We start from the raw sequence: 24001 nt of genomic DNA, 5'->3' as shown, positions 1-24001 counted from the left end.
TTTGGAAAACTTAAACTGTTCCTGTGATGGTCAGGGTTGCGGAACCCGGAACAATGGAGATGACACCGGTCGCAGCATCCTGTGTATAGGAAGCGGCAGGTACGGTGATGATGCCGGCGGTCGATACAAACTGTCCGGTGGTGGCATCGTAGGTGTACTCGGTACCTTCCGTCCAGGCAGTGCCATTGAAGGCGACTGTGATCGGATTTAAGATCGGGTCAAAACGGTCGGAGACGATCAGGGCATCGGCTTCATCCGCTGCGGTGTTGCCGTAGTTCTGAATGATAAAGGTATAAGTCAGTTGTCCGTTTTCGGAGACAGTTGTCGGTGTTAAGGATTTACTGATGCGGAGCACCGGCTTACTGTAAGCATTGACTGTAGCACTTGCCGTGATCGGATTGGCGATATTGTTGGCATTGATGGTCGCCGTGTTGGTGATGCTACTTTCCTGTGCCAGTGGAGCATAATCGTTGGTCTTGGCCTGGTAGATGACGGTGACATTGCCTTTTGCCGGAACAGACAGACCGGAAATGGTCAGAGGAGGACCGGCGGTCACCGTTGGTGTCGGCTGTAAGACACCGCCAACATAATAGCGGACAGTGCCTACCACATAGTCCATAGGCACCAGTGTTATGGTGTTTAAGGTATAGGCACCCAGATTATCGGAGATCGTCACTCCGGTCATGGTGGTATTGCCTGAGTTTAAAATGTTGACGACATAGGTCAGGGTATCATCCTGCTGATACTCGGTCTGTACGGCGGTCTTTGTGGCAGAGAGCACTTCGACCAGTTCACCGGTCGTGATATTGGATGTGGTCGTGTTGCCGTTGTAGGACAAGGTCGCCTGGTTATAAAAAGTTGCCATAGTTGATATTCTTTCTTTTTTTATTATTCTATGTGGCGGGGAAAAAAAGGTACAGAAAATTCATTGGATATATTGACAATGTATGAACATATGAATATAATTACATATGAACAGATGATAAAGAGAAAAAATACAAAAGATAAAGATAAAGAAGGGAGGATTTCAGGTGGCAGAGCAGAAGTCAGAATTTTTGGCGGCACACGAAGATTTGGTAGAGCAGGTACTCCAAAACCAACCGGAGGATGAATACCTGTATGATCTGGCAGAACTTTTCAGGGTCTTTGGCGATTCGACCAGGATCAAGATCTTATATGCCTTGTTTGAAAGTGAACTTTGTGTCAGTGATATCGCACAGATCTTAAATCTGAACCAATCCGCAGTCAGTCACCAACTCCGCATTTTAAAGGATGCCAAGTTGGTCAAGTTCAAACGGAGCGGCAAGAGTATTTTTTACTCGCTGGATGATGATCATGTGCGCACGATCCTATCCATGGGTATGGATCACGTAGAGGAGTAAAGACAGATGGATCACCATCTTGTATGATAAAGAATAAAAAAGAAAAAGGAGAACAAAATTATGAAAAAGACATATGATGTAGAGGTTGATTGCGCAAACTGTGCAGCAAAGATGGAGGAAGCCGTAAAGAATACAGAGGGCGTAAAGAATGCAACTTTGAGTTTCATGACTTTGAAGTTAAAGGTTGAATTTGAAGAAGGCGCAGATGTGGACGCTGTTATGCAGCAGGCATACAAGAACTGCAAAGTCGTAGAAGACGATTGCGAGATCTTTTTATAAGAAGAACCGCGTTTCGGGGCTGTGCCACGGAGGCGGTGGGAGTCGTAAAGGAGAAGATAGATGAGTAAAAAACAGCAAAAAGTACTGAAACGCATTGTTGTTGCCCTGCTTTTATTAATAGCAGTATCCATTTTGGATGCTTTGGTAGAGATGCCGTGGATCCTTCGTCTGGCATTGTATCTGGTGCCATATCTGGTAATTGGCTATGACATTTTAAAAAAAGCGGGAAAAGGTATCCTAAAGAGACAGGTCTTTGACGAGAATTTTTTGATGGCCGTGGCGACCATTGGAGCGGTCTGCTTGGGAGAGTTCAAGGAAGGCGCTGCGGTTATGCTTTTTTATCAGATCGGCGAACTTTTCCAGAGCATAGCGGTAGGAAAGAGCCGTAAGAACATCGCAGCCCTTATGGATATCCGACCGGATTATGCCAATATGATGGTGGATGGCAAACTGGAAAAGGTCGATCCGGATGATGTGGAGATTGGTTCCGAGATCATCATCAACCCGGGCGAAAAAGTGCCGATCGATGGCGTGATCACAGAGGGAAATACGACCTTAAATACCAGTGCGCTTACGGGAGAAAGCCTGCCGAGAGACGTATCCTGCGGTGATGAGATCATCAGTGGATGCATCAATATGACCGGTATGATCAAGGTAAAGACGACCAAGAAGTTTGGAGATTCTACCGTATCCAAGATCTTAGATCTGGTGGAAAATTCAGCCATGAAGAAATCCAGATCCGAGAACTTTATCACAAAGTTTGCCAAGTATTACACACCGGCAGTCTGTTACGGTGCTCTGGCGCTTGCTATTTTACCGCCGGTCGTGCGCCTGTTTATGGGAAGTAGTCCGATGTGGGGCGAGTGGATCATCCGAGCCCTGACTTTCCTGGTAATCTCTTGTCCGTGTGCTTTGGTTATTTCCATTCCGCTATCATTCTTCGGAGGTATCGGTTGTGCCTCCAGCAATGGTATTCTGGTCAAGGGATCCAATTATCTGGAAGCATTGTCTGCAACCAAGTATATTGTCTTTGACAAGACAGGAACGTTGACCAAGGGAGTATTTGAGGTGACCGCCTCTTACCCGGAAAATGGATTTGATAAAGAAACCTTACTTGGTATGGCTGCCTATGCCGAAAGTTCATCTTCCCATCCGATCAGCCTGAGTCTGAAAAAGGCATATGGACAGGAACTGGATCTTTCCCGTGTCTCTGACATTGAGGAGATCGCCGGACATGGTGTGTGTGCCCGGGTGGACGGCAGGAAGGTCTATGTTGGAAACATGCGCCTGATGCAGCGTGAAAATCTGACGGTTACGACCGAGCACAAAGAGGGAACGGTCTGCTACGTTGCCGTGGATGGCACCTATGCAGGATGTATCGTGATCTCCGATGTGGTAAAACCGACCACGAAGGATGCGATCGCCGGACTGAAGAAGAACGGCATCAAAAAGACCATCATGCTTACCGGGGATGCCAATGAGACGGCACAGCGTGTGGCAGCAGAGATTGGTATTGATGAAGTCCACAGTGAACTGCTTCCGGCAGATAAGGTCGCACAGGTCGAGCACATTTTAAATGCCAAGGGAGAAAAGGAAAACTTAGCCTTTGTCGGTGACGGCATCAACGACGCACCGGTATTATCCCGCGCAGACATTGGTATTGCCATGGGAGCCATGGGATCGGATGCAGCGATCGAGGCAGCCGATGTGGTCCTTATGGACGATGATCCGGCAAAGATCGCGCTGGCTATGAAGATCTCTGTACGAACCTTAAAGATCGTGCGGGAAAACATTGTCTTTGCACTTGCGGTTAAGGCAGTCTGCCTGATCTTGGGAGCACTTGGTATTGCCAATATGTGGGTAGCCATTTTCGCCGATGTCGGTGTCATGGTGCTGGCAGTCTTGAATGCAACAAGAGCTTTGAAGATAAGAGCATAATAAGAATTTAAAAGGAAGGACTCTGCTGTGTCGCAGGGTTCTTTTTTCTTGGCTGGATAAACAGTGAAAAGACCGCAAAGGTGTGATACAATGAGCCCAAAGGTGAAAAGAAGGTGTGCGTATGAAGCAGTTATATACAAGTTGGGGAGAAAAATTAAGAGAGGAGGTGAAAGTGGGCAAGGAAGATCTTGCAGTACTTACAGAATATCCGCGCCCATCCATGATGCGCGATTCTTATGAGAATCTCAATGGTTGGTGGGATTATGCCATCACAAAACAGTTGGATGGGGAGAAAATCCCGGATATTTATAATGGGAAAATCCTTGTGCCATACTCACCGGAAGCCGCACTCTCCGGTGTGGAGCATCAGTTGCAACCGGATGAATATCTCTGGTATCATAGAGAACTTGTACTGGATAGAAAAAAACTGGATCAAGGGATGCGTCTGCTCCTACATTTTGGTGCGGTGGATCAGACAGCATATGTCTATGTGGACGGAAAAGAAGTGATGACACATGTTGGCGGATATCTCCCATTTACCCTTGACCTGACACCATATGCAAGGAAGAGCCGGGCGGACGCACTGGATCTTGTCGTGAAGGTGAAGGATGTCAGCGACACTTCTTATCATGCGCGGGGAAAGCAAAAGTTACAGCGTGGCGGTATGTATTACACGGCACAAAGTGGTATCTGGCAGACGGTCTGGATGGAATATGTGCCGGCTCTTGCAATCGCAGAAGTAAATGTGGTGGCAGATAGTGATCATGGAAAAGTGTGTTTTACTATTCTTGCACAGGGAAAAAATGAAACGAATGAATTAACAGATATTTGTGAAAATTTCATGACAAATGCAGGCTTACCTGTAACGATACGGATTTTTGCATCATCTCATGCGCGAGCAAATATTGAAACACCGCATGCTAAAATACAGGAAATAAGCGAAAAAACAGTCATAGCAGAGTACAAGGATAGCACCATCATAAGAAAAAAGGTAGAAAGTTCGGATAATCCGGAAAATTCTAATCTATATCTGGAAGATATTGTGCTGGAGATACCGGAAGCAGATCGCAAGTTCTGGAGCGTGGAAACACCTTATTTATATGATTATGAAATCTTGCTGGGGGAGGATGTTATTTACGGCTACTTTGCACTGCGCACGTTCACAAAGGAAAAAGATAAAGATGGAATCTGGCGCATCTGTTTAAATCATCATCCGATATTTATGGAAGGTGTTTTGGATCAGGGCTATTGGCCGGATGGACTCATGACACCGCCTGCGGATGCGGCATATATTTATGATATCATGGGAATGAAGGAGACCGGATTTCATATGATCCGTAAGCATATCAAGATTGAACCGGAGCGATTTTATTTCCATTGTGACAGGCTGGGGATGATCGTATGGCAGGATATGGTAAATGGCGGTAGGTCTTACAAGGATTGGTATGTTACATATCTGGCTACCGTACTTTCGTTTTTACAGATCAAAAGCAGTGACAGGCATCGAAAACTGCTTTCGCGTGAGGACGTGGCTGGACAACGTGAATGGCAGCAGGAGATGTTAGAGACGATCGCCTTATTAAAGAAACATCCCTGCATCAGCACATGGGTTATTTTCAACGAGGGCTGGGGACAGTTTTCGACCAATGAAATGGTGGCACTGGCAAGAGAGGCGGATCCAACGCGCCTGATCGATGCGGCAAGCGGCTGGTACGATCAGGGAAGCGGCGATATGAATTCCTTTCACAATTATTTCTTCCCTCTGGTCATTCCACGTGACCCAAAAAAGAATGAGCGTGTGGCTGTATTGTCAGAGTATGGAGGTTATTCCTATGGCATCCCGGAACATACTACAACAGAAGCTATCTATGGATATGGAACTTATAAAGATACGGAGAGCCTTAAGGCGGCATATGAAAAGCGGCGTCAGGAGGCGATGAGATTGATTCCACAGGGGTTGTGTGCAAGTGTCTACACACAGGTATCTGATATCGAGGACGAGGTCAATGGTATCTATACCTATGATCGGAAAGTGAAGAAAATATAATAATCATGCAATACTATTTTAAGGTGTAAGTCGAAAATGACTTACATCTTTTTTGATTACAGAAACTCTGCATTTCTGATGGCAAGAAGAAAAATCCAATGGCAGGAAGAAAAAACCAGTGGAAAAATCCAGCAAAATGTGGTAAGTTAAAGCGAACCTATGTTATGAATGAAAAACCAAGGTACACATCAACTAATCAAAACGAAAGTATATTTCATAGATACAGGGAAGGAGAACATACATATGATGATGAACAAACGGCTCATCGCCATGGTGGGCGAGAGCAAAAAATACATAGCCGGCAATGTCATCTTTCAGTGGCTTGGCATGCTTGCCAACATCCTGATGATGTATAGCATTACCGGGTTTTTAGGAACTTTACTGCCGGACAGCGGCAGGGGAGGCGACTTTTATCAGAACATCAAAAGACTGGTCCTGGTTGTTGTATTCTGTATTCTGGCACGTTTCCTTTGCACCCTTCTTTCCAACCGCATGAGTTTTCTTTCGGCAAAGACCGTAAAAAAGACCCTGCGACAAAAGATCTATGAGAAACTTCTGGCACTGGGTTCTTCCTATCAAAAATACGTTGCCAGTTCCGAAGTCGTACAGATCGCCGTGGAGGGCGTAGACCAGTTGGAGACTTACTTTGGCGCTTACCTGCCACAGTTCTTCTATGCCATGTTGGCACCCCTGACTTTGTTTATTGTCCTTTGCTTTGTCAATGTCCCGGCAGCGATCCTACTTTTGGTCTGCGTGCCTATGATCCCGATGGCGATCGTCTTTGTCCAGAAGTGGGCAAAGAAACTTTTGTCAAAATACTGGGGACAATATACGGCTTTGGGCGACACCTTTTTGGAAGACCTGCAAGGGCTTACGACCTTGAAGATCTATCAGGCAGATGGCTATAAGAGTGAAAAGATGGACGAGGAAGCCGAAAAGTTCCGAAAGATCACCATGAAGGTCCTGACCATGCAGTTAAATTCCATTACCATTATGGATATTGTTGCTTATGGCGGTGCGGCACTTGGCATGATCGTTGCCATCCTTCAGTATCGCGCAGGTCATATCGATCTTACCGGCACACTTTTTATCATCCTGCTTTCGGCTGACTTCTTTATTCCTATGCGCCAACTGGGAAGTTTTTTCCATGTTGCCATGAATGGTATGGCAGCCAGTGACAAGATCTTTGCCCTTTTGGATGTCAAAAAGGAAGAGACAGGGGAGATCGCAGAAGAGGTACCACAAACAAACGATCTTTGTATGCAGGACCTGTCTTTTTCCTATGATGAGAGCCGTCAGATCTTAGTCCATATCAACCTGTTAGTAAAATCCGGGCAGTTTGTTGCCCTGGTCGGAGCCAGCGGCTGCGGCAAATCAACGATCGCATCCTTATTTATGGGAAGAAATACGGCTGACCAGGGGCAGATCACCTTGGGAGGACTGCCATTGGCAGCCATTCCGGAAGATGTGCGTATGCAGAAGATCACCTATGTCAGCCACGATGCCTACCTCTTTAAGGGAAGCGTGCGCGATAATCTTTTGATGGCAAAGGAAGACGCCACGGAAGGGGAAATGTGGAAGGTCTTAGAGCAGACCAAACTGGCAGACTTTTTACGGCAAGAGGAGGGGCTGGATACCAAATTACTGGAAAAGGCATCCAACTTGTCCGGCGGACAGCGGCAACGCCTGGCATTGGCGCGTGCTCTCTTGCATGACAGCCCGATCTATATTTTTGATGAGGCAACCTCCAATATTGATGTCGAGAGTGAAAATGATATCATGGAGCAGATCATTGCTTTGGCTAAGACAAAGACCGTGCTTCTGATCTCCCACCGTTTGGCAAATGTGGTCGGAGCAGATCAGATCTATGTATTGGAAAAAGGTCAGATCGTTGAAGTGGGGCAGCATGAAAGCCTTTTGCAAGAGCAAAAAACTTACGCGTCACTCTGGCAGGCGCAGCAGGAATTGGAAAATTACGGAAAGTCTGAGAAAGGAGGAGCACAGGCATGAAAAAGAGATCGAATTTAGAGATCATGGCAAAACTGATCGGCATGGTACGTCCGCTTCTGGGCTATATGTTCCTTGCCATTACATTAGGTCTGATCGGACATTTATTGGCATCCTTTATCACTATTTTTGCCGGTTATGCGGCATTGAAGGTTTGGGGATTTCCAATAGCCCACTCCTTTGCTTTCTTCTTTGTCTGCATGGTGGTCTTTGCCATCGCCAGAGGATTTGCCCGCTATACGGAGCAGTCCTGCAACCATTACATTGCATTCAAACTCTTAGCACTGATCCGCGCAAAAGCATTTGCAGCCCTGCGCAGGCTTTGCCCGGCAAAACTTGAGGGCAGGGACAAGGGAGATCTGATATCCGTCATTACTTCAGATATTGAACTTTTGGAAGTTTTTTACGCACACACGATCTCGCCGATCGCGATCGCTACGATCTACTCGGTCATCCTGAGTCTTTTCATCGGACATATCCACTGGGGTCTGGGACTGCTGGCATTGGCGGCATATGTGACCGTGGGCGTCATCGTACCGGTCATTGCTTCCAAAACGAGTGGCGATCTGGGATTGGAGTTCCGCAATCAGTCAGGTAGTCTGAGTGCATTTGTGCTGGATTCTTTGCGCGGTCTGCCGGAGACCATGCAGTATGGCAATGGAAAAAAACGTATGCAGCAGATGAATGAGCGCACCGATCGGATGAATGACTGTCAGGAAAAAATGAAGCGTGTGACTGGGCTTAATATGGCGGTGACCAATACGGCAATCCTGGTCTTTGACTTCCTTATGCTGCTTAGCGCATCTTATTTATATAAAGAAGGGATCATTGCCTTTGACGGGATCGTGATCGCGACTCTGGCACTTATGTCCTCCTTTGGACCGGTGGTGGCACTGGCAAATCTGGGAACGACCTTACAGAATACCTTTGCCTCAGGCAACCGTGTCTTAGACATTTTAGAGGAAGAACCACAGGTCGCTGAGATCACAGGTGCAGACCAGACAACTTACGGACAGGTGACGATCGAGGATGTGACCTTTGCATATGAAAAGGAGACGATCTTAGATGGAGTGTCTTTGGATGTGCCAAAGCAGGGCATTCTTGGTATTGTCGGAAAGAGCGGCAGCGGTAAATCAACCCTCTTAAAACTTTTGATGCGTTTCTGGGATGTTGATTCAGGAAAACTTGCAATCGCAGACCGGGAGATCGGAAAGATCAATACGGAAGATCTGCGCCGGATGCAGGGCTATATGATCCAGGAGACCCATCTTTTCTGTGACTCTATCGCAGAAAATATCCGCATTGCAAAACTGGATGCGACCAGAGAGGAGATCGAGGAAGCCTGCAAAAAAGCCTCCATCCATGACTTTATCCTGTCCTTACCGCAGGGCTATGACACACCGGTGGGCGAGTTGGGTGATACCTTATCCGGCGGAGAGCGTCAGCGTATCGGGCTGGCGCGTGCCTTTTTACACGACGCGCCGATGATGCTTCTGGATGAGCCGACCAGCAATCTGGATTCCTTGAATGAAAGTGTCATTTTGCGTTCTTTGCGCGAGGAGCGAGGAGATAAACTGATCCTTTTGGTCTCACACAGGGATTCTGCCATGCGCATTGCCGATCAGGTCTATCAAATGAAGGAAGGACGCGTCAGTTAGGAGAAGATGATGGAAGAAAATTTGACCAGTCAGGAACTTATAGAAAAAAGAGAACGGGAAAAAACTATGGTTTCGGATATGATCCGTGTCTACTGCAAGGGAAATCATGCGGCTTATGATAAGAAAAACAAGTGTCTCTGCAAAGAGTGTCAGGCACTGGATGATTATGCGAGAATGCGCAGTGACAAGTGTCCTTTTATGGAGACAAAGACTTTTTGTTCCAACTGCAAGGTGCATTGCTACAAGCCCGAGATGCGCCAGCGCATCAAAGAAGTGATGCGCTATAGCGGACCGCGGATGCTCTTTGTGCATCCCGTCGCCTGCATCCGCCATCTCGTAGAGACGCGGCGGGAGAAAAAGCGACTGGAAACTACATAGAGATCCAGCCAAAAGCATTGGCAATGGATGAAATGAGGATGATGATGGCAAAGATCGGACAGAGATACTTGATCATAAACTGGAAGATCTTTTTTCGACGGAATGGTTTTCCTCCGTCTGTCACTTCATCCTCTATTTTTTGTGTGCCGACCACCCGGGAGACGAGCAGACAGGTCGCAAGGGCAGCCAGCGGCATCATGACTGAGTTTGTCAGGAAGTCAAAGAAATCCAAAAACTGCATGCCGATCAGGGTTACATTTGCCAGTGGACCATAGCCCAGAGAGGAAAGAGTGCCGAGCGCGATCATGATGATACCGACGATAACGGTCGCCTTTTTCCTTCTCCAGCCAAGTTCGTCCTCAAAGGTGGAAACCGCACTTTCCGTCAGTGCGATGGAACTTGTCATAGCGGCAAAGAGTACCAGCACAAAGAAAAGGATGCCGACGCCCGTGCCAAGCCCCATGCTGTCAAAGACTTTCGGGATCGTGATGAACATGAGGGACGGACCTGCCTGTAAGGTGTCCGGATCTCCGCCAGAAAAAGCAAAGACCGCCGGAATGATCATCAGACCAGCCATAATGGCGATCGCTGTGTCAAAGATCTCTACATTCTTGGTAGAGTCCTCGATGGAGACATCCTTTTTCATGTAAGAACCAAAGGTCACTAAGATGCCCATGGCGATCGACAGGGAATAAAACATCTGTCCCATGGCGGCAACGACGGTCATCCAGGAGAAGTTTTCCGGGTTTGGCACCAGAAAATATTTGACACCGGCAAGGGCACCTGGTCTGGTTACAGAATAGATGGTAATAATGACGGACAGTACGACCAGGATGGGCATCATGATCTTGGATACGCGTTCAATGCCGTTTCGTACGCCCGCAAAGATGATGCCAAGCGTCAGCAGGGCAAAGACCAGAAAACAGAGTTCTGTGGATGCCCCGTCAGAGATAAAGGTGCTGAAATAGCCGTCCTGGGCCAGTGCAGAACCCTTTCCAGAGAGATAGCCAATGAGATATTTGAGTACCCAGCCGCCAATGACGGAGTAGTAAGGTACGATCAGGATGGGTATGATGGCGTTGAGCCAGCCGCCGACAGACAGCCATTTGGATCTGCCGAAGGAATGGTAGGCTCCGACCGGACTTTTCTTGGTCATACGACCGAGTGATGTCTCTGCAATGATCATGGTATAACCAAAGGTCAGGGCAAGGATGATATAGATCAATAGAAAAATACCGCCGCCGTATTTGGCAGCAAGGTATGGAAAACGCCAGATATTTCCCAGCCCGACAGAAGCACCGGCTGCAGACAGGACAAAGCCGATCTTACCGGAAAAGGAACTGCGCTTTTTGTTTGGATCATGCATGATAAAATTTCCCCCTCAAGATTATTTCCTATTAAATGCATTTTTGCATACATAATGTGGGAAGTTTAGCATAAATACTGAAAATTTGCAATGTCGTATAGAAAATAAAGGTTGTCTTGCAAGATGAAGGGTATTACAATATGGATGTGAGACGAGGTCCGAGTGCAGACAGATGGGCGTCGCCTTTCGTATAGGAAAAATAGCATATGACGGGATATATTTCCCCAGGGGATGAAGATGGAGAAACAAGAGACAGCCAAGACGATAGCAGGACATGATGTGAAACGGGTACATGAGAAAATTTCAGATTATCTTGTCAGAAGTGAGTATGACTATATTTGTGTCATCAACACCCAGACAGGGATGCTTTATGTAGATACAGATGAATTGCATGCAGATTGGGACTGGACAGGCGAGGAGCATGACTATTATGATGCGCGCGCCCTTTTGGTAGAGACTTTTTTGGATGATAACGACGGTAAGGACTTTATGCACTGCTCGGAGATCCCATACATCGTAAAGCAGTTGGAAGAACAAAAAGTTTACAGTTTTATGTTCCATTTTAGTACACCGGAACACAACCGCCACAAGAAACAATGGAAGTTTTCTTATCTGGATCAGGAAGATGGTTTGATCCTTACGACCTTAAAGGATGTGACAAAACTCCTAGAACAGGATCATCTGACCGGAGAGTTGAACCGATATGGCTTTATCCGAAAGGCAAGAGCCGTTCTGCGGGATCCTGCCGTAGACCATGATCTTGCCATTATGTATATCAACCTCAAGGGCTTCAAGGCAATCAATGAGTTGTTCGGTACGGAGGGCGGAGATCTGGCACTGCGTGAGGTCGTGCGTGTCATTCACAGATCTAACCTGCATCCTTATGCTGTGGGACGTATCGAGGCAGATCATTTTGTCTGTCTGGTGGATCCAGCCAATATCAATTATGAACACTTAAAGCAATTCTTACATCAGACTCTGGTATTTGATCAGAGATCCTTAGATGTTTACGGTGTCTGCGGTATCTATATGATACCGGCGGAGGATCGTCTGGACAGCGTCAGCAATATGTGCGACCGCGCCCATATGGCAAAGGATTATATCGAGGATGAATATGTACAGCCCTATGCCATTTTTGATCAAAAGATGGGCAGTTCTTATATGGAGAGAAATGATGCACTGCGGGATATCAGCAATGCTCTGGAAAAGCATGAGTTTCAGGTTTATTACCAGCCGGTCTATGATGCCTTTTCCGGTGAGATAGCATCCGCCGAAGCGCTGGTGCGCTGGAAAAAGGCAGATGGAGAAATGGTATCGCCGGGCATCTTTGTACCTGCCTTAGAGGACAGCGGACGTATCTCCCAGATGGATCTTTTCGTGGAACGCAGTGTGCTTTCCTTTATGGAGGAACGCTACAAAAAGGGACAGTTTATTGTTCCGGTTTCCATGAATATGTCCCAGATGGATTTCTTTGATAAAGATATGATGGCATCGGTTCTTCTGGATGTCTCCAATACCGACCTGCCGATGGATTATACACGTTTTGAGGTGACGGAGACGGCATACTCGATCGTTGCCAGCAACAACCGCAATGTGCTTTTGGATATGAAGCGGATCGGCGTCAAGTTCTATTTGGATGACTTTGGCAGTGGCTACTCGTCCTTTAGTACCATCCGTGATTATGATTTTGATGTTGTCAAATTAGATATGGGATTTGTGCAAAAGATCGGTACGACGACAAAGGCAAATGCTGTCATTCAAGCCATTATCGACATGGCACATGCCATCGGTTCCAAAGTCGTAGCCGAAGGGGCAGAGACCAAGGAACAGGTGGATGCTTTGCGGGAGATGGGATGCGATTATATTCAGGGCTTCTATTTCTCCAAGCCTTTGCCGCAGGAGGAATTTGAGGCACTCTTAAATGCCCAGTACAGAGAAGACTAGCCGTGATACTGGGAAGGGGATACCCCATATTCTTTTTGAAAAAGATTTGAGAAATAAGATTGCGAACAAAAATGCAGTGCTTCTGCTACCTGGGTCACATTCATGTGCTCGGTAGTCAGGAGCACTTTTGCTGCCGCTAGTTTTTCTTTTTGGACATACTGGTTGACCGTGATGCCCAGTTCTTCTTTGAATTTGTGGGACAGATAATAGTCGCTGTAACCGGTAAAGTGTGACAGGTCTTTGATCGTGATCTTGTCGCGGATATGCAGGTTGATGTAGTCAATGCAGGCGCGGATGGGCGCAGAGATATCCTCGTTTTGCTTGGCATCGTGCACACGGGTGATGTAGTCGGCAAAGATGGTGTCGTTGATATAGCGGATATCATTTACATTTGCACAGTTGTCGATGGCGAGGGTGTAGGTATCCATCAAAGAATAGGAGATGGAGGCAGACAGACCGCCCCGGATGGCTGCGCGGCTGCAGAGGGTCAAAAGGGAGATGGATCCGTACTTGCAGCGCTGCAGATCATTTTCCAACTGGATCTTGATGCCGTTGGAGAACTTTCCACCTTCCTTGATCAGGTCTAAAAGTCCCATATTTCCCTGCTCGACTGCAGCGACCAGTTGCTGCTCAAAACCGGAAACCCCGGCATGGTCGCGGGACAGATCTTCGTTTAATTTATAAGAAGTCTGCTGTAAGTGGCGGATGGAGGCATCGTTGCCCTTATAATCTTCTAAGGCTTGCATAAATGCCTTGGTGGCTATGTTGGTCTCCGGGGCGGCAGCCGTCTTTTTGGTATGGTAAAAGTTCTTGCGCCGGATGGCAGGAAAATCCAGACATTCATCGCAGATGGCATTGTGGAGCATGAGCAGGTATTGCTCAAAGATATTAATGGGGATGATGGGATAGTCCTTGAACTGCTCGTACATATATTTACGGGCGGACACGGAAAGATCATGGATCTCCAGATCATCCAGCAGGCGTTTTAGAGACCGGTCATTGGCAAAGGTCGGTCCCAGTAAAAGGACACGGTCGGTTCTTTTATCCTCTTTGGAAAATACACAGCCTATGATAATGCCCAGATCGTCTGAAAATTCATAGGGAGGGCAGACATCTTCTTTGGCATATGCGATCAGAAAGTCTTTCATACCATTTAAAGAAATGAGCCGATCCATAAACTCTGCCTGTCCATCATGATTCGAAAGCAGTTCCATGGCAGGGGAATACTCCCAGAACTGCAGGGAATAGCATGTGGATAAGATTTTTATGGTCATCTCACAGGTCTCTTTAGAAAACATACTGACATACTCCTTATTTGCATTGTTTGTATCCAGTATAACGCAAAAATATTAAATTTCTATAAAAATCACGAAAAAAATAATATAAACATGAATTTATGTACGATGCTTTGAGCCTACTCGTGCTAATGTATAGTTAAACGAAGGGGACGAAATATTCGTTTCAACAATAGAGGAGGACTTTTTATGAGTAAAGAGGTAAGTGTTACAGGCATGAAATACCGCAGCGCCAAGTTATGGGAGATGATCATGGCTCCGGCGTGTGCTGGTAACAACATTTGTATGTACATGTGTATGGTTTATGCTTCTTATGCCGGCAGTGAAGGCTACGGTATCGCAACTGCGGTTGTGGGTGTTATCATCACCTTATCCAGAATCCTGGATGCAGTAACAGATACAGCGATTGCGTATGTATTTGAGAAATTCCCTACCAAGTATGGTAAGTGTCGCCCATTCCTGCTCATTGGCTGGATTATCGAGGCAGTTGCAGTCTATCTGATGTATGGAGCAGGTGCAAACCACTTCAAGGGTGTGGCAGGACTGGTTATGTTCATTCTGATCTACATTATTTACATCATCGGTTATACCGTAAATAACGTAGCAGGTTCTGTTATGGCATCTGTTCTTACCAACGATCCTAAGCAGCGCCCGATGTTCAACTTTGTATCTACCATTTTTTCTTATGGTGTACCGATCCTTTTGAGCAATGTCGTAACATTCAACATCTTGCCAAAATATGACAATCAGTACAATATGCCAATGTTAAAGGAAATGACTTTGTTTTACATCGCAGTTTCTTTTGTCTGCTGTATTGTTTCCATGATTGGTATCGCAAGAGCAGATAACGATGAGGTTTGGAAAGAGGCGAGTGCTAAGGTATCCGGAAAGCAGGAGAAGATTGGTCTTAAACAGATGTGGGAAGTGCTTTCCAAAAACAAGGATGTACAGCGTTATATCGTAACATGTGCTACCGATAAGTTTGCACAGACAACAGCAACGCAATCGGTAATCATGAACCTGGTATCCGGTGTACTGATCGGATCCTATTCTGCAACACAGGTAGCAAACAACTATGCATCTGCTATTGGTCTGGTATTTGCCTTTGGCGGTGGTATCATCATCGGAAAGATCGGTGCCAAGAAGGGAACGGTATGGTTCTCATGGTTTGCTATTGCAATTTCTGTTATCCAGCTTGCTGTATGTATCATCTTAGGACCAAGCGGTATGCGTGAGATCGGAACCACAGGCTCTTGGGCATTCCTTCTTTGGGTAGCATGTACGGTTGGTATGACCGCAGGCAGAATGCTTCTTTCCGTTGCAGCAGGAACCATGCGTGCAGATGTTACGGATGGTGAGGAACATCGTTCCGGCAACTTCATGCCATCTGTTATCGCAGGCGTTTACTCTTTGTTCGATAAGGGTATGTCATCTATCTGTGCTATGATAGCAACCGCAGCAATTTCTTTGATCGGTTATGTCAACACAGTACCACAGATGGGGGATGAGGTTACAAGCGGTGTATTCTGGATGGGAATCGGACTGTCCTTTGTCCTTCCGATCATTGGATTCCTCTGCAATATTTTTGCCATGAAGAACTACACGCTGGATGTGGAAACGCTCGCACAGGTGCAGGCAGACAATCAGGCAAAACGTGATGCAGTAGCAGAACAGTTACATCAGGCAGAAGCATAAAGTGTAATTGGTCTTACATAAAAATGACGATGGGGGTCGGCAAAGATGCTGACCTCTATTTTTTTATCTGCGCTTGTGTTATACTCGAGCTTGAACGTTTGAAGAAGTATCTCGGACAAGAGAATGTACTATAAACAAGAGGAGAGAAAAAGTCATGGAAGAGACAAGCATGCAGATCATCGGACATGTGCATACGGATTTCCCGACCAAGTTTGGTTTGCCCAGACAGAGCGGTCTGATAGAGGAACTGGTCGGGCGCATCGAATTGGAGCCGGAATTTCGCCGTACTGAAGCCTTCCGCGGCATTGAGGAATTTTCCCATCTTTGGATCCTATGGCAGTTTTCTCTCAGTCAAAAAGAGCATTGGTCGGCGACGGTAAAACCGCCACGCCTGGGAGGAAAAAAGCGTATGGGAGTCTTTGCCACGCGCTCACCCTTTCGCCCCAATCCCATTGGGCTATCCTGCGTTAAATTATTAGGCGTCGACTATGCTTGTGCCAAGGCACCGGTACTTTATGTGGCAGGGGTAGATATGGTGGATGGCACGCCCATTTATGATATCAAGCCTTATCTGCCTTATGCGGATGCAAGAGCAGATGCCAAAGGGGGATTTGCCGATGCGGTCTTTTCCCATGCACTAAAGGTGGACTTTCCGCAGGAATTGCTGGATAAACTTCCCAAAGAAAAGCAAAAGGCGGCGATCGCCTTTTTAAAGCAGGATCCCAGACCGCCTTATCACAATCATGCCGATCAGGTCTATAAGATCGCCTTTGACCGCTGGGACATCCACTTTACCGTGGAGGGGGACAGAGCCAGTGTTTGCGCTGTGCATTGCATCCGGGGCGCAGAAAGGTGAAAAAGGAGAAAGAATATAAGATGACACAGTCGAATACAGACAATCGCATAAAATTTGGCTTGGATAAGGCAGTCCTTGGTATGCTGCTTACCCTGGCATGGCCTACGATCTTAGAAAATCTCTTGGAGACCATCTTACAATATGTAGATACTGCCATGGTGGGACATCTGGGCGCACAGGCAACGGCAACGGTATCTCTGACCGCTACCTATACCTGGCTGATCCAGAGCGTGATCGGTGCCCTTGGCGTGGGCTTCCTTTCCTATATTGCAAGGGCAGTGGGAGAAAAAGATCAAAGTAAGATCCGCAAGGCATCCAGACTCGCCATGATCGTGGCACTGCTTGCCGGGGGCATCCTTATGGCAATCACTCTTTGGATGGCACCCCATGTGCCGGTCTGGATGGGGGCAGAAAAGGCGATTCATGCAGATGCCACACGCTATTTTATCTTTATCAATCTGCCTATGATCTTTCGTGCGGCGACCATTATATTTGCCTCTGCCATCCGGGCGACAGGCGATACCAAGACACCTATGATCGTCAATGTCTGGGTCAATGTTATCAATATCGGGCTCAACTATGTTTTTATCTATCTTTTGGGAAAGGGGGCTGTGGGAGCCGGTATGGCGACCATGGTATCTTATACGATCGGGGGTCTTTTGATGACGGTCGTATTCCTACGCAATCCGAGTCTGGATGTGCTGGGGAAGGGGGGATCCCCGGCGCAGGGGAAAGAAGATAAGCCGCTTGTAACAGAAAAAGCGCAAGACATTTTGCCGGTTACGACCCGACAGGTTCTGACGGCTGTCCTTGCCATTAGCCTTCCGGTTGTCCTAACACGCCTGGCATCCTGCCTGGGACATGTGGTCTTTACCAGTTTTGTCTCATCTATGGATACGATCACCTATGCGGCACATGCCATTGCCATTACGGCGGAGGAGATCTTTTATATTCCGGGCTATGGCATGATGGCGGCGACTTCTACCTTGATCGGCCACGCCATCGGTGAGAAGAATAAAAAGAAAGAAAAGGATGTTAAGATCGTGTCGATCGCTCTGATCTTTGGACTCATGTGCATCACAGGTATCCTGCTCTTTGTCGGCGCCCATGCCATGATGTCTATTTTTACAAAAGATCCGCAGGTGATCGCTATCGGGACGCGTCTGCTTCGGATGGTGGCCTTTACGGAACCGGTCTTTGGCACATCGGCAGTCATGGAAGGTATTTATAATGGTATGGGACGCACCCGCTATCCTCTGGTGGTGGAACTCATCAGTATGTGGGGTGTGCGCGTGGTCGGCACGTATCTCTGCGTGCGTGTCTTTGGACTGGGAATCATGGCTGTCTGGATCATGATGATCTGCAACAATGTCTTAAAAGCCATCCTGCTTGCCTTAGGCTTGCTCGCCATGGGGAGAAAAAATGCACAAAAGTAGGCTAAGGGGTTTATTTTGCAAAATTTCCTCCGATATAGAAGATAAGAAACGTTGAAAAGGATTTCGACATTGCATTATTGATCAAGGAGGACAAGATTATGAGTATGAATCCGGTAGGAACTACTAAGACCGATAGCGTTTACAACCGCTACGGAAAGACTTCTTCTGCCAAGACTTCCAAAGAGGCTGAAAAAACAAGTGCCACTGAGGAAAAAGAGGCGGTTTATGAGAAGGGAACAACAGAAAAGAAAGCAACTTATTCCATCAACAAGATGAGTTCATCCGATCGTGCAGCCCTGGTGCAGCAGTTGAAGCAGGATCAGGAGAACAGGCAGCAGAGTTTGATCTCACTGGTACAGGATATGATGAACGGACAGGCAAAGTCCTACAGTCAGGCAACCGGTGATGATTCTATCTGGAAATTCTTAGCCAGCGGCAACTTTACTGTGGATGCAGCAACCAAGGCACAGGCGCAGGCAGATATCGCAGATGACGGATACTGGGGTGTTTCCCAGACCTCACAGCGTTTGTTTGATTTTGCAAGTGCACTTGCAGGAGATGATGTAGAAAAGATGCAGAAGATGCAGGAAGCCATGCAAAAAGGTTTCAAGCAGGCGACAGCAGCATGGGGCAAATCGCTTCCAAGCATCAGCCAGCAGACTATGGATGCAGCCAACAAATTGTTTGATGATTATTACAAATCCAAAGGCGTAGAGGCCTAAAGAAAGGCATAAGAAAAGGACGGATGGGCTCCGTCCTTTTTTGATGGGAAAATATTATAGTGCTATGTGTGCAGCAAACTTCTTTTGCAGTTTTTTATGCACATGGAAGAAGGCCGGGACGAGGAATACATCCGCCATGATCCAGGCAAAGGGACTGGCAAAGCAGGCACCCAGAAAGCCAATCGCCGGTACCAGGGTAAAGGCAACAATGCTTCGCGCCAGCATTTCCATAACGCCTGCAAGAATGGCAAAGATGGAAAAGCCCATGCCCTGAATGAGAAAACGTACGATGTTGACCAGAGCCAGCGGAAAATAAAAGCAGGACTGGATCAGCAGGAAAGTCCGTGCATCTGCGATGATGGCTGTCTCATTTGCGGACAGGAACAAAAGCAGGAGATATTTTCCGGCAAAGAGCAGGACAAAAAAGGCGATGATCGCATAGCAAAGACCAAGGATGGTCGCAGATTTTAAGCCTTCTTTGACACGCCCCAGTTCCATGGCACCGACATTTTGTCCGCCGTAAGTTGCCATGGTAGAACCCAAGGCATCAAACGGACATACGATGAACATGGAGATACGGTTGGCTGCGGTGATGGAGGCAACGGCATTGGACCCTAAGTTGTTGACGGCAGCCTGCAAGATGACAGAGCCGATCGCTGTGATAGAATACTGTAAGCCCATAGGTACGCCCATATGACAGAGAGTAGCAACACAGTGTCCGTTCCAAGCCCATTCGCCCGGCTGCATTTTTAAGATCGGGAACTTTGCCTTCATATAGATGAGGCAGGAGATCCCGGAGATAAACTGGGAGATCACGGTTGCATAACCGGCGCCTTCGACACCCATGCCGATCTGTGTGATAAAGATCAGATCCAGTACGATGTTGATCCCGGATGCCAGCAAAAGGAAATAGACCGGAGTCTTGGAGTCACCGAGAGACCGCATGATACCGGAAGTGATATTATATAGGTAAGTAACCGGAATACCCACAAAAATGATAAAGATATAGGAGTATGCCTGATCTATGATATTGGACGGTGTCTGCATGAGTTCCAGGATCTGCCGGCAAAAGACGGAGACGATCAGAGTCATGACAGCAGAAAAAATGAGGCAGAGCCAGACACTGTTGGCAACGTATTTGCGCAGGCTTTCATAATCACCGGCACCAAAACGCTGGGCGACCGGGATGGCAAAGCCACTGCACACGCCCATGCAGAAACCGATGATGAGAAAGTTGATGGCTCCGGTGGAACCGACGGCGGCGAGGGCATCCACACCCAGAAACTTTCCAACGATGATGGTATCTACCAGACTGTAGAACTGCTGAAAGAGCATACCCACCAAAAGAGGCAGGGAGAAACCAAGGATCAGTGACATAGGTTTTCCTGTCGTTAATCTTTTTGTTGTATCTTTTGCCATAATTGCATTCCTTTCCTTATATATCAAAATTCGCTTTAGATATAATAGCACGAAAAATTTTTTTAACAATACTTTCCTAATAAACTTTCTTATTGTATAATGTATTTATCTTCATACACAGGGCAGTTGAGGGGAAAACTGTACACTTGTATAGTAAACGAGGGGGATAAGACGATGGACTATAATGACGTCATTCGTAACAAAAACAGAATATTAGCGATCACACTCTTGATCTGTATTGTGCTTCGCTGTATCGTAAATGCATTTTTTACCGGGATCGTACAGGTCATCCCGATGGGTATCGGAGGACTGATCTTTACAGCGCTCCTGTTACTCTTGAACAAAAAGGTACATCCGGTGGTCATGATGTATGCCATGGTGGTACTCATGTCGGCGATCAGTATCATTCTGATGATAGCCTTTCCTTGCACGACCAATTATCTGATGTTTTTCTTGTCGATCTTTTTTGTTGTGATCTATGAGGACATCCGACCGATCATCATGCAGTCGGCGATCAGTGCGGCTGCTATGGTATATTTCTATTTCCGCTATACACAGGAATTGCGAGATTCCTGGTCGACGGATGCCATGTCAATGTGCGTTGTTTATATTGTCAGTGGCATGCTGGTATATATTTCTCTTTGCCGCCTGACCAAAGAACAGTTCCACCAACTGCGCAAGACCCACAAGGCAAGCGAAAAGGAGCGTAAAAAGGCAGAACAACTCTTAGCAGAGATCGGTAAGTCTGTTGGTGTCTTAGATACGACCAGTGGCAAGTTAAATGACAATATTACTATGACCGGCACGATCTCTGATCAGATCGCAGAGGCTACCGAGGACATTGCGCGCAGGACAGTGGCAGAGGTCGGAGATATTGAGCAGATCAAGGGCATGGTACAAAACGGGGTTTCCCAGATCAAGGATATCGCGGACAGCAGTACCCGCATGGCGGGGGCTTCCAACGAGACCAACACTCAGGTACAGACAGGCGGTCAGTTGGTAGGAGACCTGTCTTCCCAGATGCAGGATCTCAACAAGCGCATGGAAACGGTTGCTTCCTCCATCCAGTCCTTATCCGAGGAAAATGCCAAGATTATCGAGATCTTAGCGACACTGGATCAGATCACATCCCAGACCAATCTTCTGTCTTTGAATGCTTCCATCGAGGCTGCCAGAGCCGGAGAGCATGGCAAGGGCTTTGCTGTTGTTGCAACGGAGATCCGTCAGTTATCTGATGACTCCGCCAAGTTCACAGAGCAGATCCATGGCATCTTAAACGGTGTCGAGGAGCAGACCACACAGGTACAAAAGGAGATCTTAACAGGACAGAAGTCTGTGGAGATCTGTACGCAGAATGCCAATGATGTCAACTTCTCATTCCAGGAGATCGCCGAGAATACTTCCCAGGTATTGCACCGTGCCAATGTGATCGAGAAGCAGGCCCAGGAACTGGAAAGCCTGATGAACACGACTTTGGAGAATGTCAACAATATCAACGACAATATCGAGTCAACATCCGCAGCCATGGAGGAGATCTCCGCAAGTATCAACAATCTCCACAGTAACATCGGCAATGTGGTAGACGGTTATCATGACATCAATGAGATCACCGAGGCTTTGGTACAGGCATCCGAGCCGGAAGCAGAGGAGGAAGATGACGATCTGCCAAAGAAGAAATTGAAAAAAGTCAAGATTGATTTATCTTAAAATCGTATAGACAGGATAGAAAAAGATACATACTAAGAGGTAGAAAAGAGATAGGAGATACCACTTAGTATGTATTTTTTATTGGAAAAAAAGGATGGCTGCGGTTATATCCATCCTTATACATGGGAGGAGGAAAAAGAGGATCTGATCGATCCTGAGGCCATTCACTCCTGTCTGGTAGAAAAGAAAGGTCACGACCTCTTGGTACAGATGCAGGTGCCCTTGCAGGAGGAGAAAAAAGTAGAGGGGAAAAAGCAGACTGTGCCGCTGTTGGGACAGGGACATGCCTTTTCCAAGTTTGCCTTTGTCGTATGGGAGGACGGGATCTGTTTTGCGGATTTTGACGGCTATCTACAGGGGATCATGGACCGTCTGCGTAAGGAAAATGGGAAAAAGACACCGGAAGCCATGCTCTACCGGCTGTTTCAGATCCTTGTTGAAAATGATATTCATGTGCTGGATGTCATATACAAACAACTGGCAACTTTGGAAGAAGAGATCCCCAAGGATAATGCCCGCTTTTTCCTGCAAAAAATGTATACTATGAAACACAGCATTTATCAGTTGTTCCGTTACTATCAGCAACTGACGGAACTGGCGGATGATCTGATGGAGTGGGAGGGCGGCTTTTTAGATCCGGGAGAAATGGAGTGCTTTTCACGCTTCATCACAAGGACAAAACGGCTGGCAGATGATATGGAGATCATGCGGGAGTATGCCATGGAGATCTGGGAGATCTACCAGTCGCAGATCTCTATCCGACAGAATGATATTATGAAGATCCTGACAATTGTAACAACTATTTTTTTGCCGCTCAGCCTTTTGGCAGGCTGGTATGGCATGAATTTTGAATATATGCCGGAACTGCACTGGCGTTATGGTTATGTGGGGGTTCTGGTGGCAGCAGTCCTGATCGTGATCTTTTCTATGATCCTCTTTCGTAGAAAACGCTATTGGTAGATTGACTTTGAGGGGCTGACGGTGTTATATTATACAATATATATGTATATTTATAAATTTTAGGCGAAAGCGAAGACGGAAGAAAGGAAGAAAATTATGAAGTTAAAAAGAGGTTTAGCAGCCGTTCTGGTGGCTGCCCTTGCGGTAGGTATGATGACAGGCTGTGGAAGCAAGAGCAGTGACAAGCAGGCTGCAAGTGATAAAAAGGAAACTTTGGTCATGGCGACCAATGCGACTTTCCCACCATATGAATATGTGGACGGACAGGATTATGCAGGAATCGACGTGGAAGTGGCACAGGCGATCGCAGATGAACTTGGCATGGAATTACAGATCCAGGACGTAGAGTTCGGTTCTATCATTTCCGGTGTGCAGAGCGGTAAGTTTGATATCGGTATGGCCGGTATCACTGTTACAGAGGACAGAAAAAAGAGCGTTAATTTCACCAACACTTATGCGACAGCAAAGCAGGTCATCATTGTAAAAGATGGCAGTGCCATCCAGACAGTAGACGATCTGTCTTCCGATACCAAGATCGGTGTGCAGCAGGATACCACAGGTGATATCTACACTACAGATGATTACGGCGAAGATGCGGTGACCCGATACAACAAGGGCGCAGATGCGGTACAGGCACTGCTGACAGGCAAGGTTGACTGCGTTGTCATCGACAGCGAGCCGGCAAAGGAATTTGTTGCGGCAAATGACGGACTCAAGATCTTAGACACAGAGTACGTGGAAGAAGAATATGCTATCTGTGTAGCAAAGGACAACGATGAACTTTTGAACCAGATCAACGATGTACTTGACAAGTTGAAGAGTAATGGTAAAATTGACGAGATCGTAAATAAATATATTTCAGCAGAATAAAAGCCAGAGCAAAAAGGGTCAGACCCAGGTGTCTGACCCTTT

Annotated in this window: 19 protein-coding genes; 15 read left to right on the top strand and 4 right to left on the bottom strand. The window is 46.9% G+C overall.

Going from position 1 to position 24001, the window contains the following annotated elements:
• Nucleotides 1-10 precede the first annotated feature (10 nt).
• Entirely contained in the window at nt 11-865 is an 855-nt protein-coding gene (locus DW183_RS00320) for a hypothetical protein (RefSeq protein WP_118280105.1), read from the bottom strand.
• 190 nt (nt 866-1055) lie between these two features.
• Between DW183_RS00320 and DW183_RS00315 the strand changes: the two genes are divergently transcribed.
• The 7 genes from DW183_RS00315 to DW183_RS00285 all read left to right on the top strand — a co-directional run bounded on the left by DW183_RS00315 (nt 1056) and on the right by DW183_RS00285 (nt 9689).
• A complete protein-coding gene (locus DW183_RS00315) occupies nt 1056-1382 on the top strand; it encodes an ArsR/SmtB family transcription factor (protein ID WP_207722462.1) in 327 nt (108 codons plus the stop codon).
• A 60-nt stretch (nt 1383-1442) separates the two neighbouring features.
• Entirely contained in the window at nt 1443-1661 is a 219-nt protein-coding gene (locus DW183_RS00310) for a cation transporter (RefSeq protein ID WP_118280100.1), read from the top strand.
• A 60-nt stretch (nt 1662-1721) separates the two neighbouring features.
• Nucleotides 1722-3599, top strand: a complete 1878-nt coding sequence (locus DW183_RS00305; RefSeq protein ID WP_118280097.1) for a heavy metal translocating P-type ATPase — start codon at nt 1722-1724, stop codon at nt 3597-3599.
• Between the two features lie 121 nt (nt 3600-3720).
• A complete protein-coding gene (locus DW183_RS00300; RefSeq protein ID WP_118280094.1) occupies nt 3721-5646 on the top strand; it encodes a glycoside hydrolase family 2 protein in 1926 nt (641 codons plus the stop codon).
• Between the two features lie 243 nt (nt 5647-5889).
• Complete coding sequence (locus DW183_RS00295; RefSeq protein WP_199649387.1) at nt 5890-7656, top strand: ABC transporter ATP-binding protein/permease; 1767 nt, start codon at nt 5890-5892, stop codon at nt 7654-7656.
• The gene (gene cydC / locus DW183_RS00290) at nt 7653-9311 is read left to right on the top strand and encodes a thiol reductant ABC exporter subunit CydC (protein WP_118280092.1); all 1659 of its coding nucleotides are present in this window, start codon (nt 7653-7655) and stop codon (nt 9309-9311) included. The genes DW183_RS00295 and cydC overlap by 4 nt, the downstream gene beginning before the upstream one ends.
• 9 nt (nt 9312-9320) lie before the next feature.
• On the top strand, nt 9321-9689 hold the full coding sequence (locus DW183_RS00285; RefSeq protein WP_118280089.1) for a nitrous oxide-stimulated promoter family protein: 369 nt from the start codon (nt 9321-9323) through the stop codon (nt 9687-9689).
• On the opposite strand, the gene DW183_RS00280 is transcribed toward DW183_RS00285, so the two are convergent.
• Entirely contained in the window at nt 9682-11055 is a 1374-nt protein-coding gene (locus DW183_RS00280; protein ID WP_118280086.1) for a sodium-dependent transporter, read from the bottom strand. The two genes, DW183_RS00285 and DW183_RS00280, sit on opposite strands and share 8 nt — an antisense overlap.
• 237 nt (nt 11056-11292) lie before the next feature.
• Between DW183_RS00280 and DW183_RS00275 the strand changes: the two genes are divergently transcribed.
• Nucleotides 11293-12999 (top strand): EAL domain-containing protein, encoded by a 1707-nt coding sequence (locus tag DW183_RS00275; RefSeq protein ID WP_158572984.1) that lies wholly within the window; start codon nt 11293-11295, stop codon nt 12997-12999.
• On the opposite strand, the gene DW183_RS00270 is transcribed toward DW183_RS00275, so the two are convergent.
• A complete protein-coding gene (locus DW183_RS00270; protein ID WP_118280080.1) occupies nt 12996-14297 on the bottom strand; it encodes a helix-turn-helix transcriptional regulator in 1302 nt (433 codons plus the stop codon). The genes DW183_RS00275 and DW183_RS00270 overlap by 4 nt on opposite strands.
• A gap of 186 nt (nt 14298-14483) precedes the next feature.
• Between DW183_RS00270 and DW183_RS00265 the strand changes: the two genes are divergently transcribed.
• The 4 genes from DW183_RS00265 (at nt 14484) to DW183_RS00250 (ending at nt 19003) form a co-directional block, all read left to right on the top strand.
• On the top strand, nt 14484-15989 hold the full coding sequence (locus DW183_RS00265) for an MFS transporter (RefSeq protein ID WP_118280078.1): 1506 nt from the start codon (nt 14484-14486) through the stop codon (nt 15987-15989).
• A 154-nt stretch (nt 15990-16143) separates the two neighbouring features.
• The gene (gene tsaA / locus DW183_RS00260; protein WP_243069475.1) at nt 16144-16845 is read left to right on the top strand and encodes a tRNA (N6-threonylcarbamoyladenosine(37)-N6)-methyltransferase TrmO; all 702 of its coding nucleotides are present in this window, start codon (nt 16144-16146) and stop codon (nt 16843-16845) included.
• Nucleotides 16846-16865: 20 nt separating this feature from the next.
• Nucleotides 16866-18281 carry an MATE family efflux transporter gene (locus DW183_RS00255; RefSeq protein WP_147403355.1) on the top strand — a complete coding sequence of 472 codons (1416 nt, stop codon included), beginning with the start codon at nt 16866-16868 and terminating at the stop codon, nt 18279-18281.
• 98 nt (nt 18282-18379) lie between these two features.
• Entirely contained in the window at nt 18380-19003 is a 624-nt protein-coding gene (locus tag DW183_RS00250; RefSeq protein WP_118280072.1) for a hypothetical protein, read from the top strand.
• Between the two features lie 54 nt (nt 19004-19057).
• Here DW183_RS00250 and DW183_RS00245 read toward each other — a convergent pair whose 3' ends face one another.
• Nucleotides 19058-20422 carry an MATE family efflux transporter gene (locus DW183_RS00245; protein WP_118280070.1) on the bottom strand — a complete coding sequence of 455 codons (1365 nt, stop codon included), beginning with the start codon at nt 20420-20422 and terminating at the stop codon, nt 19058-19060.
• Between the two features lie 174 nt (nt 20423-20596).
• Here DW183_RS00245 and DW183_RS00240 point away from each other — a divergent pair, with 174 nt between their 5' ends.
• From DW183_RS00240 to DW183_RS00230, 3 genes are all read left to right on the top strand, one after another.
• A complete protein-coding gene (locus DW183_RS00240) occupies nt 20597-22129 on the top strand; it encodes a methyl-accepting chemotaxis protein (protein WP_158572983.1) in 1533 nt (510 codons plus the stop codon).
• A 69-nt stretch (nt 22130-22198) separates the two neighbouring features.
• Nucleotides 22199-23089, top strand: coding sequence for a magnesium transporter CorA family protein (locus DW183_RS00235; RefSeq protein ID WP_118280064.1), 891 nt, complete (start codon nt 22199-22201; stop codon nt 23087-23089).
• A gap of 96 nt (nt 23090-23185) precedes the next feature.
• On the top strand, nt 23186-23959 hold the full coding sequence (locus DW183_RS00230; RefSeq protein ID WP_118280061.1) for a transporter substrate-binding domain-containing protein: 774 nt from the start codon (nt 23186-23188) through the stop codon (nt 23957-23959).
• Nucleotides 23960-24001 lie beyond the last annotated feature (42 nt).

Origin of the sequence: Roseburia sp. AM16-25 (genome assembly GCF_003473825.1) — a bacterium.
In the GTDB taxonomy this organism is placed as follows: Bacteria; Bacillota; Clostridia; order Lachnospirales; family Lachnospiraceae; genus Pararoseburia; species Pararoseburia lenta.
Note: the sequence above shows the minus strand (reverse complement) of the source record. Positions and strands in the feature narration are given on the sequence as shown.